Consider the following 17,080-nt stretch of genomic DNA (forward strand, 5'->3'; position numbering starts at 1 on the left):
TACGTCTTCACTTAAGGCGCTTTACGTTCCATATGACACTCTAACTATTTGAATACGCAGGGATATGTCCGTGCTGCCAAGCCGGAAACGGATCGCGAATGCCGACGGCGGTCTGCGGATCGAAACCCGTCTCCTCGCCGATCAGGCAATAACCGAGAGCCGCGCGGATCGCTTCCTCGTCGAAGCCGGAACCGATGAAGACCAGCTCCTGGCGGCGGTCGCCCCAGACATCATCCCAATGCCGGTCGATGAGCTGGCGGAACTGCGGAAAGCGCGGCCATTGTACCCGCGGCACCGAGGCCCACCAGTAGCCCCTGGTTTCGATGCGGCACTGGGAGCCGGCAATCGACAGAAGGCCGATTTCATCAGGCCTCGTCGCCAGCCAGAAATGACCCTTTGCGCGGATGAGGCCCGCCCATTTCCGGTCTAGGAAATCCTTGAGCCTAAGGGGGTGGAAGGGCCGGCGGCTGCGATAGACGAAGCTTCTTATGCCGTATTCCTCGGTCTCCGGCACGTGATCGCCCCAGCCGAAGAGTTCCTTGTGCCAGAGCGGATGACGGGCGGCCTTCGCCTCGCTGAAGAGGCCGGTATCCAGGATCGCGCCAAGCGGCACCTGGCCGAAGACCGCCTCGACGACCTGCGCCCCCGGATTGAGCGCCGCGACGACCCGGCGAACCTCGGCAAGGTCGGCGCACGGCACGTCGCCTGCCTTGTTGATGATGACGACATCGGAAAATTCAATCTGCTCGACGAGCAGTTCCACGAGCTTGCGGTCATCATGCCCGTCACGCCTTTCGCCGCGATCGGCTAGGAACTCGGCGCTCTGGTAGTCGGCGAGGAGATTGACCGCATCGACGACGCAGACCATCGTATCGAGACGCGCCACATCGCAGAGGGCCGCCCCGCTCTCGTCGCGGAAGGAGAAGGTGGCTGCAACAGGCAGGGGCTCGGCAATGCCGGTGCCCTCGATCAGCAGATAGTCGAAACGGCCGGCGGCTGCGAGCCGGCGGACTTCGCTCAGGAGATCGTCGCGCAGGGTGCAACAGATGCAGCCGTTGGTGAGCTCTACCAGCGTCTCGTCGGTGCGCGAGAGATCTGCTCCCCCCTCGCGCACGAGCTCCGCATCGATGTTGACCTCGCTCATATCGTTGACGATGACGGCAACCCGGCGGCCCTCCCGATTGCTCAGGACATGATTGAGGACAGTCGTCTTGCCGGCGCCGAGAAACCCGGCGAGAACCGTTACTGGCAATCTGTTGTCTGCACCCATCATCGATACTCTCACTCTTTACAGCATGCCCGGCCTTACATCCTCGCGGGCGTTACGCCGCGAGCTGTGGTTTGAAGGCCACATCCACATAGTAGTTCGTGCTGTTATAGCTGGCTGTCGGGAACAACCCGCCCGCCCCATAAGCATAGACGCCGTTGCTGCCGCCGAGCGCCTTGAGATCACCGTTCGTCACGTCGCTGGCAAAGTAATTGCCGGTCGCCGAATAATTGCCGTTGGTCGAGTAGGAGACGACGTAGGTCGTATCCGCCTGGATGGCGATCTGCTGGGTGAGCTGCGCAGTCTGCCAGCCGCTCGCCGTCTCGTTGTTGAAGGTGACGCTGCCGAGCAGCGTGCCCGAGGCGGTCCAGAGATAGCCGTTATGCGAGCCTGTATTATCGGCACCCTTGTAAAAGCGGATGCCGGTGATCCAGCCTGACGTATCGGCCTGGAATTTCATGCCGAGATTGACCTGCTGGTTGTCGTTGACCGAGACGACCGAAGGCGTCGCGTTGGCGGCAAAGAGATTCTGCTCCGGACCGGCCGTCCCATTGCTGATGGTAAGCGCCACCTGCGCCGAGGCCGTGCCGCCCTTGCCGTCCGAGATCGTGTAGCTGAAGCTTGCTGGTCCCGAATAGCCTGCCGTCGGCGTAAACGTCGCCGTCTGGGCCTGGGCGTTCCAGGCGACCGAGCCGTTGACCGCGGTGCTGACCCCAGTGATCGTGAGCGGATCGCCATCGCCATCGCTGTCGTTTGAGAGCAGCGCCGAGGCCTGGATGGTGATCGGCGTGCCGGTATTGGTCGTAAAGCCGCTGTCATTGGCGGCGACCGGAACCGCATTCTGCGCACCGCCCTGCTGATAGACGACGTCGACCCAGTAGTTGCTCGCATTGTAGGATGCCGTCGGAAACAGGCTGCCCGAGCCATAGGCATAAAGGCCGTTGCCGCCGCTCGTCGTACTCGACGGAGCCGTCAGCGCACCATTCGTATGGTCCGTCGTGAAGTAGTTCGCCGTTGCCGAATAGAAGCCGTTCGAATGGTAGCTCGCCACATAGGTGGTGCCGCCCGTCACGTTGATCGGCTGGGTGAAGGTAACCGTCTGCCAGCCACTCGCCGTCTCGTTGATGAAGGTCGCCTGGGCCAGAAGCTGGCCGCTCGCGGTCCAGAGCGAGCCGACATGCGTGCCGGTATCCTGAGCGCTCCTGTAATAGATGAGCCCGGTGATCTGGCCGCTGGCGGACGCGATGAACTTGACGCCGAGTTCGACCGAGTTGGTGTCATTGGCGACGGCAACCCCCGACGTATCCGCACCGGTAAACAGGCTTGACGTCGTGCCTCCGCCGGGCGGCGTGCCGACAGTGAGGCTGACCGTGGCCGAGGCTGTTCCGCCAAACCCATCCGAGATTGAATAGGAAAAGCTTGCCGCACCCGTATAACCCGCCGTCGGCGCGAAAGTGACGGACTTGGTCTGGCTGTTGAAGGTCACCGTTCCGTTGACCGCACCATTGACGCCGGTGATGCTGAGCGGATCGCCATCGGCATCGGTGTCGTTTGCAAGCAGGCTGCCTGCGGCAATCGCCAGCGCGGTGTTGGAATAGGTCGAGTAGCCATTGTCATTGGCGGCGACCGGCAGCACGTTGCTTGTCTGGTTGTAGAGGACATCCACCCAGTAATTCGACGACTGGTAGCTGGAAGTCGGGAAACCGGTGCCCTCGGCAAAGACACCGTTGCTGCCGGCAAGCGCCGTCAGCGCGCCGTTGGTATGGGCTGAGGTGAAATAGTCCGATGTCGCCACATAGGAGCCTGTCGTGTGGTAGGAGGCGACATAGGTCGTGCCGGCGGCGATATGCACAGGGTTGGCGAATGTCGCGGTCTGCCAGCCGCTCACAGATCCGCTGTCGGCGAAGGTGACGGTCGCGACCAGCGTGCCGTCGGCCGACCAGAGAGAGCCGGTATGGGCGCCAGTATCGCCGACCACCCTGTAGTAGCGGATGCCGGAAATCATGCCGCCGGACGAAGCGACGAACCGCATCCCGAGTTCCAGCGACTGACCGTCGTTGAAGCTTGCGCCCGTCGGCCCTTCGCTTGATGTAAACAGTGTTTCGCCGGTAGGGCCCGGGTTCACGGTGAGGCTGACGCTGCCCTGATCCGTGCCGCCGCGCCCGTCCGACAGCGTATAGGTGAAGCTTGCGGGGCCCGAATAATCGTTGGTCGGCGTGAAGATGACGGTGCCGTTCTGCTTGTTGAGCGTCACCGTGCCGTTGACGGCATTGCCGACGGCCGAAATCGTCATCGCATCGCCGTTGGGATCCGTATCGTTTCCGATGAGCGAGGTGATCGAGATGACGACGCTGTTGTTGCGGGTGATGGCCAGCCCGGTATCGTCGGTCGCAACCGGCGCGCTGTTGGGGCCGGCATCGAAGACCACGTCGACCCAGTAGTTGGTGCCCGTGCCGGGGCTCTGGCCGGGGAATGTGCCGGCATTGTCGCCATAGGCGTAGACGCCGCCGCCGTCGACGGCCTTCAGCGCGCCGCTGGCATAGGTGCTGCCGAAATAATTATCGGTGGCGGAATAGAAGCCGTTGGTGTGATAGGAGGCCACATAGGTCGTGCCCGCCGCAATCTGGATCGGACTGGAGAAGATCACCGTTTGCCAACCGGAGAGCGACTCGCCGACCGAGACACCCGTTGCCAGCAAGGTTCCGTCGGCTCGCCAGAGGCTGACGACATGGTCGCCGATATCGTGGAAGCCCTTGTAGAAGCGGATGCCTTCCACATAGCCTGCCGTCGTCGCCTGGAAGCGCAGGCCGAGCTCGACGGAATTGGGATCGATCGCCATTTCGACAGTGGGCTTCTCCGCCAAGGTCCAGAGGCCCTGCGTGCCCGGCAGGGTGACGGTGACCTGCTTGCCGGCCGATGGCGCCTCCATGTTGACGCTGTCGTCGACGGCGCGCGACAGGACCGTATAGGTGCCGCTTGCCTGGACGACCCAGTTATAGCTCCAGCTCTCGCGGCCGGTGGCCTTGAACCAGTGCTGGCCGCCATCGGTCGAGACCTCCACGCCAGCAATGATGCCGCCGCCGAAATCCTGCGCCGTGCCGGTGATCGTTACGTGCTGCCCTTCGATAAAACTTGCGCCGACGATCGGTGACGAGATCGACGAGGTCGGCTTCAGGGTGTCGGTCGATTGTGTGGCTAGAATCAGGCTCGCATCCAGCGTCGTCGGCTGGATGCCCATGTCCGCGAACATGTTGACCATCGCCTGCTGGACGTTGCGATCGGTCGACGTGGCCGGGCCCTGATGATTGTCACTCAGCCCCCAGGACCAGAAGACAGTGCCGGCGCCGAAGACCAGCGCGCCGCTTTCCGCCCGGTACATGGTGAGGCTATGGGTCGCCACCGCATCACCGACCGTCGTGCCGTAGTCGCGCAGATAGGTGCTCACGGCGATGGAGGAGAGCGACAGGTCGATCAGCCCATCCGGGCGAAAGCCGTTCTCGACGTCGGAATCCCATTCGTAGCCGAGCAGGTTCTGCACCAGATTGTAGGTATCACCCTCCTGCAGCTCGGCGACATCCGTGTTGCGCCAGAAGCGCAGGTTGGAATAATCGTAGGGGATGGAGATCGTGTCCTGGCGGTAGCTGTCCACTTGGAACATCGTGCCGGTCAGCGAATTTTCCGGCTCCTGACCGGCATCGGCATAGCGCGGATCGCGCCAGGTTCCGGTGCCGATATTGCTCGGATCGGTGCTCGTGCCCCAGGTTTCCTTGTAGCAGACCATGGTGCGATAGGCCTGGCCGCTGCCGTCGATGCTGCTTTCCCAGCGGACCTTCCAGTAGCACTCGTTGCCGCTCCAGAAAGCGAGGTCGACGCCGGCATCGCGGGCAGCCTCGACATTGGCGCGCTGTTCGGCAGACCAGTATTCGTCATGGCCGACAGAGAGATAAGCATCGTGGTTGAGCAGCAGCGTGCCGCTGCGCGCCGCATCGACGCCGGATATATAGGAAACGTCGTAGCCGTTCTGCTCCAGCCATGAAATGGCGGAGGATTCGACGCCGAAGATGTAATCGTGCGAGCCGCCGATCGGGCTCGTATTGGTGATGATCGGCCTGTTGTAGCTGACGGCCGAGGCGCGGCCGATGGCGGTCAGGCCGCAGCTGCAGTTCGGCGGCAGGTAGCCGATCATGGCGGCCGGATCGACAGGCACTTCGCCGTAATACAGGCTGGCGCCGCCCCAGGCATTATAGGCCTGCCAGGTCGTGTCCGATGTCTGGAAGACGATATCGCTGGTCGAGGCATCGTCGCGCACGACGAAGGGGATGATGCTTGCATCCTCGGTCCCATCCTCGCGCACCAGCTTGGCGAAGTAGACGCCGGAGACGGCGTCACTAGGAATTTGCCAGCTCGCCGAAACCGACCAGTTGCCGCAATCGATGAGGCCGAGCGACATGTCGACGATCGGATGCGGCTGGATCTGCGCCGTGGTCAGCTGCTGCTCGATCGAGTCGACCTTGCGCGCGCCGGCGCCGCCGTAATAACCCATGCGGTAGATGTCGATGCGGTAATGGGTGGAATCCGTGGCGATCTTGAAATCGACGGTCTGGCCGATATTGGTGCTGATTTCGGTGGCGAAGCCCTGGATGGTACCGCCGCCATCGCCCTCCAGACCCCACTCGCTGATCGGGTTTCCCTGCTTCAGGTTTTCGAGCGCGATCTTGTTGGGCGTCACTGCTGCCGCTGCAGCCGCCGGCGCCACCAGCGCTGTCGGGGCGGCGGTCGTCTCAGCGGAAGCGTCCTGGCTCGGCTCCACCGAGATGGATGCGATCGAGGCCTGAAGGCGCAACGAAGCCGTGCCGACACTGGTGGAAGAACTGACCGGCGCCGCCGTCTTGGCGCTGCCGGTATCGACATCGCTGGTAACACCCGTAAGCGCGGGGGCGGCAGGCAGTGCCGCCGCCTCCTCGGCCGGATCCGGGCCAAGCACGGTGCGCTCAGATGTCGAGGACGGCGTCTGGAAGACCGTCGCAGCCGACGCCGTCTTCGTGGACGTGTCCTGCGCGCCGCCGTCGGCAGCAGGGGCCGGCATCGCCGTCGACGATGCCGGGGACGATTGCATGTCGCCGGAGGATATCAGGGAAGATGTGACCGTGCCGGTGAAGGAGGATTGGACGGTTGCGCTGCCCTGATTGGCAAAGCTCGGAGCGCCGTCCGTGCTCCTCGACGACACAACTGTCGCGGAGGCAAGGACTGCGCTCCAGGCAGAGGATGCACGAAGGACACTCAACGCTCCACCAAATGTACACAGGTACTCACGATTACTGACATGAATTCTCCGCATCAGCGGCGTCCCCTTCCGCATCGGCCGGCCCTTCGACCGCTGTAGCAAGATGTTCATTCTGGCACCTTTGCGAAGGGAACGTACGACAGCAATCCGGGGTATGTGGGAGGTAGCTCCTACTCCAATGTGATGACCCTCACCCCATACCGGACGACAAGGCCCCAAAGTTGCCGACGGCTCCTGGCAAGTGCCTGACGCTTGAAAAGGAATTCTAGTTCGGTCCGGCTGGCCTAGCCGGTCAACTCGAGCGTTGTCCTGCGCCGCTACCAGGCCGGAAACGGATCTTCGAGGCTAGCCCAGTCGCGCGGATCGGCGCTGGCGAGGCACCCGTCCAGCGCGGTCCGCACACCCGTCTCGTCCATATCAACGCCGATAAAAACCAGTTCCTGCCGACGGTCGCCCCAAGCGCTGTCCCACCGGCTCTCGAGATGCTGGCGAAATTGCTGATGGCTCGGCCAGTCCTGCCGGGGCACGGCTGCCCACCAAAGTCCCATGGGTTCGCAGCGCCGTTGGATCCCGGCAGCCGACATCAGCCCCACATGACGCGGGCGCGTGGCAAGCCAGAAATGGCCCTTGGCGCGCAGGACCCCCGGCCAGGGCTCGTCCAGGAATGCCCGAAACCGTGTGGGATCGAAGGGACGTCTGGTACGATAGACAAAGCTCGAAACGCCGTATTCCTCCGTTTCCGGAACATGCTCATCCGGGCTGTACAATTCCTTGTGCCACAGGGGATGCGCAGCCGCCTTTGCTTCGTCGAAGAGGCCTGTATCGAGGACGGTTGAAAGAGAAATCTTGCCGAAATCCGTCTCCAGCTGGAGTGCATCCGGGTTGAGAGACGTTACGATCTTGCTCACCTCTGCTCGGACCTCGTCGGTCGCGTCCGAGATCTTGTTGATCACGACGACATCGGCAAACTCGATCTGATCGACCAGCAGGTCGATAAGTGTGCGCCGGTCTTCACCGTCGCGCTGCAGGCCGCGGTCGGCCAGCAGATCGGCACTGCTGTAGTCGGCCAACAGGTTTGCAGCGTCGACCACGGTGACCATTGTATCGAGCCTGGCAAAGTCGGCGAGCGAGACGCCGTTCTCGTCGCGGAAGGAAAAGGTTGCCGCAATGGGGCGTGGCTCGGCAATGCCGGTGCCTTCGATCAACAGATAGTCGTATCGCTGCTCTTCGGCCAGCCGTCGTACTTCCGTCAGGAGGTCGTTGCGCAGGGTGCAGCATATGCAGCCGTTGCTGAGCTCGATCAATGTCTCGGTTGTATGCGACAGGTTGCAGCCGCCGTGTTGAATGAGACTGGCGTCTATATTCACTTCGCTCATATCGTTGACGATGACAGCGACCCGCAGCCCCTGACGGTTGTTGAGGATGTGACTGAGGAGCGTCGTCTTGCCGGCGCCGAGGAAGCCGGCCAGCACGGTTACCGGGAGCCGCTCAATCCTGTTCATCGGCATTCCTTGAGGGCGGTCGGTCGCAGCGCCTTCGCCGCGGCCAGTATGTGCGTCGTGTTAGCCTCATTCGAAAACCGGTCCATAAGCTTTGCTTCATCCGGCGAGCTGCGGGCGGAAGACCACGTCGGCATAGTAATTCGCAGAATCGTAGGAGCTGGTCGGGAAGAGACCTGTGGTGGCGGATCCGCCATAGGCATAAACACCGTTGCCGCCGGCGACCGCGCTTGATTGGGCCGTCAAAGGACCGTTGGTGACGGCACTGGCGAAGAAGGCGTCAGTCGCCACGTAAGCGCCGGTCGTGTGATAAGACGCAATATAGTTGGTATTGGCAGTAATCGTGACGGGGGTTGAGAAGTTGACCGTCTGCCAGCCGCTGCCGGTGGTGCCGGCAAAGGTGGCGGTGGCGAGCTTGGTGCCCGTCGTGGTCCACAGGTCGACAACGTTCTGGCCGTTGTCGTTGGCGCTGCGATAGAACTTGATGCCGGTAACGTCACCGGCAACGTTCGACTGGAACTTGACGCCAAGCTCGAGCTGCTGACCATCGTTGAGATTGGTCTGGGTCGGCGTGCTGGAGGCGTTGAACAGACTGTAGGTCACGGGCGCCGTCGAGGCGGCGATATTGAAGTTCTCGTTGGCGGCAAGGCCGCCAAGGTCCGTCGCCGTCACCTTGACGCCGTAGGTGCCAGCGGTCGTCGGCGTACCGGAGAAGGTGCGCGTCGTGGCATTGAAGGAGAGCCAGGCGGGCAGTGCCGTGCCATCGGCGGCCGTTGCCGAATAGGTCAGCGTCTCACCGCTGTCGACATCGGTGAAGGTCGTCGTCGGCACCACGAAGGAGAAGGCGGAGCCGACGGTGGCGTTCTGGGCCGCCGTCTGGACAGCCAGCACCGGCGCATCGTTGGCGCCATGGATGGTGACGGTCAGATTGGCCGTGGCCGTGGCGCCGGCGCTATCGCGCATCGTATAGCTGAAGACTTCGCTCAGCGTATTGGTCGACAGGCGCAGCCCCTGCACGGCGGTATTGGCCTCGTTGACGGCATAAGTATAGGCGCCCGATGCGTTGAGCACCAGACTGCCATAGGTGCCGGCGAGTGCTGAGCCGAGCGTGCCCGACGTCGCGCCGAAGACCACTGCCGTGACGGTCTTGGTGTCACCAGAATCCGGATCGGTATCGTTGGTCAGCACGTTGCCGCTCGCGACTGCGCCGCCCGAACCGTTGGCCACGCCGCCCTTCTCGGTCGCATCGCCCGCATCGGCGACCGCCGTCGGCGTCGTGTTGCCGGGAACCGACACGGCGATGTTGAAGCTCTCGTTGGCGGCGAGGCCGCCAAGGTCTGTCGCCGTGACCTTGACGCCGTAGGTGCCGCCTGCCGTCGGCGTGCCGGAGAAGGTCCGGGTCGAGGCATTGAAGGAGAGCCAAGACGGCAATGCCGTGCCATCGGCGGCCGTTGCCGAATAGGCCAGCGTCTCGCCGCTGTCGACATCGGTGAAGGTCGTCGTTGGCACCGCGAAGGAGAAGGCCGTGCCGACGGTGGCATTCTGGGCGGCCGTCTGGACAGCGAGCACCGGCGCATCGTTGGCGCCATGGATGGTGACGGTGAGATTGGCCGTGGCCGTGGCGCCGGCGCTATCGCGCATCGTATAGCTGAAGACTTCGCTCAGCGTGTTGGTCGACAGGCGCAGCCCCTGGACGGCGGTATTGGCCTCGTTGACGGCATAAGTATAGGCGCCCGATGCGTTGAGCACCAGACTGCCATAGGTGCCGGCGAGTGCTGAGCCGAGCGTGCCCGACGTCGCGCCGAAGACCACTGCCGTGACGGTCTTGGTGTCACCAGAATCCGGATCGGTGTCGTTGGTCAGCACGTTACCGCTGGCAACCACGCCGCCCGAACCGTTGGCCACGCCGCCCTTCTCGGTCGCATCGCCCGCATCGGCAACCGCCGTCGGCGTCGTGTTCGGCGTTGTCGATGCCGGGCGGAAGACCACATCGGCATAGTAATTGGCGGCGTTGTAGGTGGCATTCGGGAAAATGCCAGCGGTAGCGGAGCCGCCATAGGTGTATACGCCGTTGCCGCTGGCCGACGCCGTGAGCGGGCCGTTTGTGACGGCGGCCGTAAAGAAATTGTTGGTCGCGACGTAGGCGCCGGTGGTGTGATAGGAGGCAACGTAGGTCGTGTTGGCAGTAATCGTGACGGGGGTTGAGAAGTTGACCGTCTGCCAGCCGCTGCCGGTGGTGCCGGCAAAGGTGGCGGTGGCGAGCTTGGTGCCCGTCGTGGTCCACAGGTCGACAACGTTCTGGCCGTTGTCGTTGGCGCTGCGATAGAACTTGATGCCGGTAACGTCACCGGCAACGTTCGACTGGAACTTGACGCCAAGCTCGAGCTGCTGACCATCGTTGAGATTGGTCTGGGTCGGCGTGCTGGAGGCGTTGAACAGACTGTAGGTCACGGGCGCCGTCGAGGCGGCGATATTGAAGTTCTCGTTGGCGGCAAGGCCGCCAAGGTCCGTCGCCGTCACCTTGACGCCGTAGGTGCCAGCGGTCGTCGGCGTACCGGAGAAGGTGCGCGTCGTGGCATTGAAGGAGAGCCAGGCGGGCAGTGCCGTGCCATCGGCGGCCGTTGCCGAATAGGTCAGCGTCTCACCGCTGTCGACATCGGTGAAGGTCGTCGTCGGCACCACGAAGGAGAAGGCGGAGCCGACGGTGGCGTTCTGGGCCGCCGTCTGGACAGCCAGCACCGGCGCATCGTTGGCGCCATGGATGGTGACGGTCAGATTGGCCGTGGCCGTGGCGCCGGCGCTATCGCGCATCGTATAGCTGAAGACTTCGCTCAGCGTATTGGTCGACAGGCGCAGCCCCTGCACGGCGGTATTGGCCTCGTTGACGGCATAAGTATAGGCGCCCGATGCGTTGAGCACCAGACTGCCATAGGTGCCGGCGAGTGCTGAGCCGAGCGTGCCCGACGTCGCGCCGAAGACCACTGCCGTGACGGTCTTGGTGTCACCAGAATCCGGATCGGTATCGTTGGTCAGCACGTTGCCGCTCGCGACTGCGCCGCCCGAACCGTTGGCCACGCCGCCCTTCTCGGTCGCATCGCCCGCATCGGCGACCGCCGTCGGCGTCGTGTTGCCGGGAACCGACACGGCGATGTTGAAGCTCTCGTTGGCGGCGAGGCCGCCAAGGTCTGTCGCCGTGACCTTGACGCCGTAGGTGCCGCCTGCCGTCGGCGTGCCGGAGAAGGTCCGGGTCGAGGCATTGAAGGAGAGCCAAGACGGCAATGCCGTGCCATCGGCGGCCGTTGCCGAATAGGCCAGCGTCTCGCCGCTGTCGACATCGGTGAAGGTCGTCGTTGGCACCGCGAAGGAGAAGGCCGTGCCGACGGTGGCATTCTGGGCGGCCGTCTGGACAGCGAGCACCGGCGCATCGTTGGCGCCATGGATGGTGACGGTGAGATTGGCCGTGGCCGTGGCGCCGGCGCTATCGCGCATCGTATAGCTGAAGACTTCGCTCAGCGTGTTGGTCGACAGGCGCAGCCCCTGGACGGCGGTATTGGCCTCGTTGACGGCATAAGTATAGGCGCCCGATGCGTTGAGCACCAGACTGCCATAGGTGCCGGCGAGTGCTGAGCCGAGCGTGCCCGACGTCGCGCCGAAGACCACTGCCGTGACGGTCTTGGTGTCACCAGAATCCGGATCGGTGTCGTTGGTCAGCACGTTACCGCTGGCAACCACGCCGCCCGAACCGTTGGCCACGCCGCCCTTCTCGGTCGCATCGCCCGCATCGGCAACCGCCGTCGGCGTCGTGTTCGAGCTCGGCGTGGTAAACATCACATCGACCCAATAATTCGTCGACTGAAATGTGGTCGTGGGGAACTGACTGTTGTTGCCATAGCGGTAGACACCATTGCCGCTGGCCGGTGCCGTCAGCGGACCGCTGGTCACATTTGAGGTGAAGTAGTTGGTGGTCGTGGAATAATGACCGGTATTCGTGTGGTAAGACGCCGTGTAGATTTGCCCGGCTGTCAATGACACCGGACTGGTGAAATAGGCAGTCTGCCAGCCGCTGGTCGTCTCGTTCGTGAAGGTGAGGGTCGCAAGCCGTGTACCAGTGCTCGACCATAGTGAACCTGTATGCGTTCCCGTATCGAGGTCGCTCTTGTAGAAACGAATGCCGGTGACGGTGCCCGCCAAGGAGGTCTGGAATTTCACGCCGAGTTCAACGGCCGAGGTATCGTTGGTGTTGATCACCGCCGGTGTCGCTGCACCGAAGAGAGAGGTGTAATTCGGCCCGCTGACGGTGACCGTTCGACCCGTCGAGGGTGTTTCCAGGTTGACGTTGTCGTCCACTGCGCGAGATCGGATGGTGTAGGTGCCCGCGGTCTGCGGCGACCACTTATAAGTCCAGTTCTCATCGCCGGTCGCCGGATGCCAACTCGCCCCGTTGTCGGTCGAGACCTCGACCGCGGCGATAACCCCGCCTCCTGAATCGGTAGCTGTGCCGGTAATCGTCACGGTGGATCCAACGGCCGCCGTGGCGGGCACCGTGATCACCGAAGTCGGTGCAGTATGATCCGCCGAAGCCGTTGCCGCAACGAGCCCGGATTGCAGCGTCCCGGGCTGAATGCCCATATCGGCCAGCAGATTGACCATAGCCTGCTGCACGCGGGGATCGGTCGCAGTCGCCTGATTGTCATGATTGTCGCTCAGGCCCCACGTCCAGTAGACGGTACCGGCGCCGAACACCAGCGCACCGCTGGGCGCCCGATAAAGCGTCAGATTGTGGGTCGCAGTCGCATTGCCGGTCGTGTTTCCGTAGTCGAGCAGGTAGGTGCTGACCGGAAGCGTCGTCGATGAGAGCTTGACGAGACCAGCCGGATCGAAGCCGTTGTCAGTCGCTTCATCCCACTCGTAACCAAGATAGTTCTTGGTGAGCGTTGCCGTCTGGCCAGGCTGAAGATTGGCGACGCTCGTATTGCGCCAGAAGCGCAGGTTGGCGTCGTCGTATCCGACGGTGATCGCGGCGAGATTGCTGCCGACATCGTCGACCTTGAACAACTGCCCGGTCAGCGAGTTTTCCGGGTTTCCGCCGCCGATGGCAGGTGGGCTGAGACGCGGATCACGGAAGGTGCCCGTCCATTCGTTGGAAGGGTCGATGCTGCTGCCAGGCGCCCATGTCTCCTTGTAGGAGATAAGTGTGCGATAGGGCGTGCCGTCGGCGCTGTAGGCGTTGCCCCAACGGGTGCGCCAATAGACTTCGTTGCCGCTCCAGAACATCAGGTTGACGCCCGCGTCGCGCGCGGCTTCGACATTGGTCCGCTGCTGTCCCGACCAGTATTCGTCGTGCCCGGCATCGATATAGGTCTTGTGATTAAGCAGGAGACTGCCATAGCGGTCGACGTCGACACCCGACATATAGGAGACGTCATAACCGTTCTGTTCCAGCCAGTAGATGCCAGCATATTCGGCGCCGAACAGATAGTCCTGCGGGCCGGCATAGGTGCCGACCCCGCCGCGGGTTGCAATCGGCCTGTTGTAGCTGACGGCATAGGCGCGACCAGCGCCCTGGCCCGTCGCGGGGCCGTTGCCGCCATAGAAGTTTGCGCCACCCCAGCCGTTGTAAGCTTGCCAGGTCTCGTCTGCGGTCTGGAAGACAATGTCGCTGTGGCTGGCATCGTCGCGCACGATGAACGGGATTTGATTTTCGCCAGAGGTGCCATCCTGGCGCACAAGCTTGGCGATGTAGACGCCTGAGACAGCATCATCAGGTACGGTCCACGAAGCCGAAACCGCCCAGTTGCCGGCATCGACCGTGCCGGTCGTTGCATTGCGCAACGGACTGGGCTGGGTCTGCAATCCGGTATGCTGCATTGTCGCGACCTTGCGCGCGCCCATGCCGCCATAGTAGCCGAGTCGATAGATATCGATCCGGTAGTTGGTAGAATTCGTGTTGATCTTGAAGTTGATCGTCTTGCCGTTGTCGACGCTGATGTCGGTCGCAAAACCTTCGATGTTGGTGCTGCCGGCACCGTCGATACCCCACTCGCTCTCCGGGTTGCCCTGCTTCTGGTTTTCCAGGACGATCGCGTTGCTGGCCGCCGCCGCAGCGGCCGCCAGATTTTGCGTCGTCAACGATCGCTGCGCAGAAGGTGGAGACGGCGTCGTCACCGAGCCGGAAAGGGTGCCGACACCCTTCGTGGTAGTGCCCTTTCCGGTCTCTCCGCCGCCTGGCAACGATCCGTTCAGGGCCGTTGATTCTGTCCACGTTGCGGTTCCGCGCCAGCCTGAGAGAGGAGACAGGCTACGATCGAGAAGCGGGTCGCTGACCGAGGCTCCGATGGCCTTCTTGATCGCCTCCGCATAGTCCGGTCCGTCGGTCAGCTTTGATCCCGGCAACTGACCATCTTGCTGAAGCAGGGCGCCGCTATGGGCGTAATCGAGAATCCGTGTGGGGGACGTATAGTAGCCGCACCCGCACACACCAAAGGGCATGCCAACCGCCAGCGCATTTGCACCAGCATGCTGCACGGTCGACTGCGCCGACGGCGTCGATTCGAGAATGACGACTTTGCCCGAGTGCGCACGCTCGCTGGCGACGGCGGCAGAATCGTGCCCGACGAGGTCGGTGAAGGGCTTTGCGGCAGATATGGCGCCAAAGGATCGTCGCCTATGAGGTTCATTCCAGCGTAGGTGCGGTAAAGGGGTGATGCCGACCCGAACGCAAGTCCGTGCGCGTTCCCCTCGAAAGGGGCAAAATCCGGCATATGAACTGACAGTACGGACGCGGCTCTATTAGCGCTTCGCTTTCCGATTTCGCGATTGACTGTGAAAGCGTCGGGCAAGGGCGGCGCTACAACGCCGTCGTCGGCCCGACCGTCAGAAGTCACCGTCCACGCCCGCGATCTGCCCAACGTCGTGCTTGTTGAGCGCCGCGTCATTATGGGGATCGCCGACAAGGGGAGCCTGCTTGTTTCCATCCGCCGTTTGCACCCCTGCCGCGAGTTGGGCATCATCCCCTTGCTTTCCGGCCGGCTTACGCGGCCTTTCCTTTCCGCCGACAGTCAACCATCGGGGGACCAGCGAATCCAGCAGGAGTGAGCGCGAAGTCCACCGGCGAGCGTTGCGATACATGGCAGGTACCTCGCGAGATTGTCAGGGTCGAATCTATATCGCTTAAACGCGAAGTTCTGAAGTATAGTCGAAAATTAGCAGAGTATATCCTACTCCTTTCGCTCTACTGGCGGCATCCTTTTGGCAAGCGGCCGTGTTGCGCGCCCGCGCGATGGATCAGATGCGTGATGGCGGAGATTGCGGTTTCCTGTGCAAGGCTCGCAGCCGCGAAGAGAGCGAAGCGGCGGGTCATCGTGCGGTAAGATCGGCGATCCGGAGCATACAGGCGCTGCCGAGGGGTTGCGCTTCACCGAAGCGAGCGCGCCTATTTCTGCGTGCAGAACCTGTTGATTTTGCGCGACAACGCCTGTGTGCGGCACCGACGATACATGTTTCTACTCAATTTAGGCTGAAGCACCCTCCCCACCTCATCAATATTGATGTGGCAAAGCAAACGACCTCCACCTTCCTCAAGGCTTCGCCAGACTGCACACTGGCGATGCAGCTTCGGAATTTGGTTCCGGCGTTCGAGCAGAGTTCAAGGTAATCGTATCAGCGTCCGTGTAAGAATGTTTGCAGGCGAGACATGCATATGAATCTATCGCACCGCGCCCCTCGCGTGTTCTTTCGCGCGACGTTTGTCATCAGCACACTCGCCTTTCTCGCCGGAGCGGTGCCGTCTGCTGTCGCCGACAGCTCCCCCTTGGCGCCACAAACGAGAATCCGCCTGACAATCGTCCAATGGATCCAGTCCAAAGGCCAGTTTGAGCGATGGGACGGGATTGGCGGCGACTATACGGTTTCGGATGCAGGTACGGTCTCCCTACCCTTTCTGGGGTCGCTGTCGGTTGGAAATCTGGATAATGCGGGCCTTACCAGCGAAATTGCCAAGCGCCTTCAAGCGAAGATGGGTTTGGCCCAGGCGCCTGCGGTGACCATCGATATCCTCGACTATCCCTCCATTTACGTCGTCGGAGACGTGGTAGCGCCGGGAGAATACAAGTTTCGCTCTGGCCTCAGCGTCCTGCAATCCCTGGCCATGAGCGGCGGCCCGTTGCGGGCTGCGGCACAGCAGCAATCGCAGACGATCAGGCTTGCCGGCGACTTGCGGGAGATCGACCATTCGCTGCTGCGCGGTTCGGCAAAACTCGCGCGGCTGCAAGCGGAGATGGCCGGGAAGAAAGAGATCGCCTTCGATCCGCCGCCCGCTGCCGATCGGCAATATGCCGAGAGTATCTACGAGGAGGAGCGGGTCATTTTTCAGGCCCGTGCAAACGCACTGGACAAACAGTCGGTGGCGCTCGTCGAATTGCGCAATCTCTTGACGGCGGAAATCGAAACAATGCAAGAAAAGCTGAAAGGCTCGGATGACAATATCCAGTCGGTCGAGGAGCAACTGACGAGCGTGAAGACGCTGGTCCAGAAGGGCCTGACAATCAGCTCACGCCAGATGGATCTGGAACGGTTGCTCACCACCTATCGCTCCGACCGGCTCGACCTCGTCACCGCCATCATGCGGGGCCGCCAGGCAACCAACGAGACGACGCGCAGTCTCGAGGGACTTTCCGACACTCGCCGTAGCGAGATCGCGTCCGAGGTGCAGGCGGAAAGAGCCAATCTCGATCAGCTGAAATTGAAGCGCGACACCACGCAACAACTTCTTCTCGAAGACCTGGCGAACGGCGCCAACGTGAATAACCGCGTTGACGAACTCCCCCTGACGTTCGTCGTGAACCGGCGGGACAATGGACAGGTCACTCAATTCCAGGCCTTGGAAACGACCGAGTTAGCGCCGGGCGACGTGATCAGGGTAACCCGGAGCCGCAGCATCGCCGATGCGCCGTCCGAAGACGCCGCAGCTCTACCTGCTCAGAACGAGGCGCATATCAGTCAGGTAAGCCGGTGATAAGCGAAAAGCATGTG

5 protein-coding genes and 1 pseudogene are annotated in these 17,080 nt (G+C 62.4%); 2 read left to right on the plus strand and 4 right to left on the minus strand.

The genetic code is table 11. The annotated features are described in order from the left end of the window. Nucleotides 1-40: 40 nt before the first annotated feature. On the minus strand, nt 41-1,273 hold the full coding sequence (locus MF410_RS23965) for a GTP-binding protein (protein WP_097627953.1): 1,233 nt from the start codon (nt 1,271-1,273) through the stop codon (nt 41-43). Nucleotides 1,274-1,322: 49 nt separating this feature from the next. Continuing rightward, on the minus strand, nt 1,323-6,251 hold the full coding sequence (locus tag MF410_RS23970; protein WP_239620463.1) for a DUF4082 domain-containing protein: 4,929 nt from the start codon (nt 6,249-6,251) through the stop codon (nt 1,323-1,325). Nucleotide 6,252: 1 nt separating this feature from the next. Between MF410_RS23970 and MF410_RS23975 the strand changes: the two genes are divergently transcribed. Then, complete coding sequence (locus MF410_RS23975) at nt 6,253-6,453, plus strand: hypothetical protein (RefSeq protein WP_239620465.1); 201 nt, start codon at nt 6,253-6,255, stop codon at nt 6,451-6,453. A gap of 415 nt (nt 6,454-6,868) precedes the next feature. Here MF410_RS23975 and MF410_RS23980 read toward each other — a convergent pair whose 3' ends face one another. Together MF410_RS23980 and MF410_RS23990 are read right to left on the minus strand one after the other, a co-directional pair. Then, on the minus strand, nt 6,869-8,053 hold the full coding sequence (locus tag MF410_RS23980; RefSeq protein WP_097627969.1) for a GTP-binding protein: 1,185 nt from the start codon (nt 8,051-8,053) through the stop codon (nt 6,869-6,871). Between the two features lie 96 nt (nt 8,054-8,149). Then, nucleotides 8,150-15,178, minus strand: a pseudogene (locus tag MF410_RS23990) (DUF4082 domain-containing protein). A 571-nt stretch (nt 15,179-15,749) separates the two neighbouring features. On the opposite strand from MF410_RS23990, the gene MF410_RS23995 reads away from it, so the two are divergent. After that, nucleotides 15,750-17,063 (plus strand): polysaccharide biosynthesis/export family protein, encoded by a 1,314-nt coding sequence (locus MF410_RS23995; protein WP_179867145.1) that lies wholly within the window; start codon nt 15,750-15,752, stop codon nt 17,061-17,063. Nucleotides 17,064-17,080 lie beyond the last annotated feature (17 nt).

Source organism: Rhizobium sp. C104, assembly GCF_022354505.1.
GTDB classification, from domain to species: Bacteria; Pseudomonadota; Alphaproteobacteria; order Rhizobiales; family Rhizobiaceae; genus Rhizobium; species Rhizobium redzepovicii.

Coding starts and splice junctions, on each gene's coding strand:
- MF410_RS23965 (WP_097627953.1), bottom strand. CDS start 1,273: ATGATGGGTGCAGACAACAGATTGCCAGTAACGGTTCTCGCCGGGTTT.
- MF410_RS23980 (WP_097627969.1), bottom strand. CDS start 8,053: ATGAACAGGATTGAGCGGCTCCCGGTAACCGTGCTGGCCGGCTTCCTC.
- MF410_RS23995 (WP_179867145.1), top strand. CDS start 15,750: ATGAATCTATCGCACCGCGCCCCTCGCGTGTTCTTTCGCGCGACGTTT.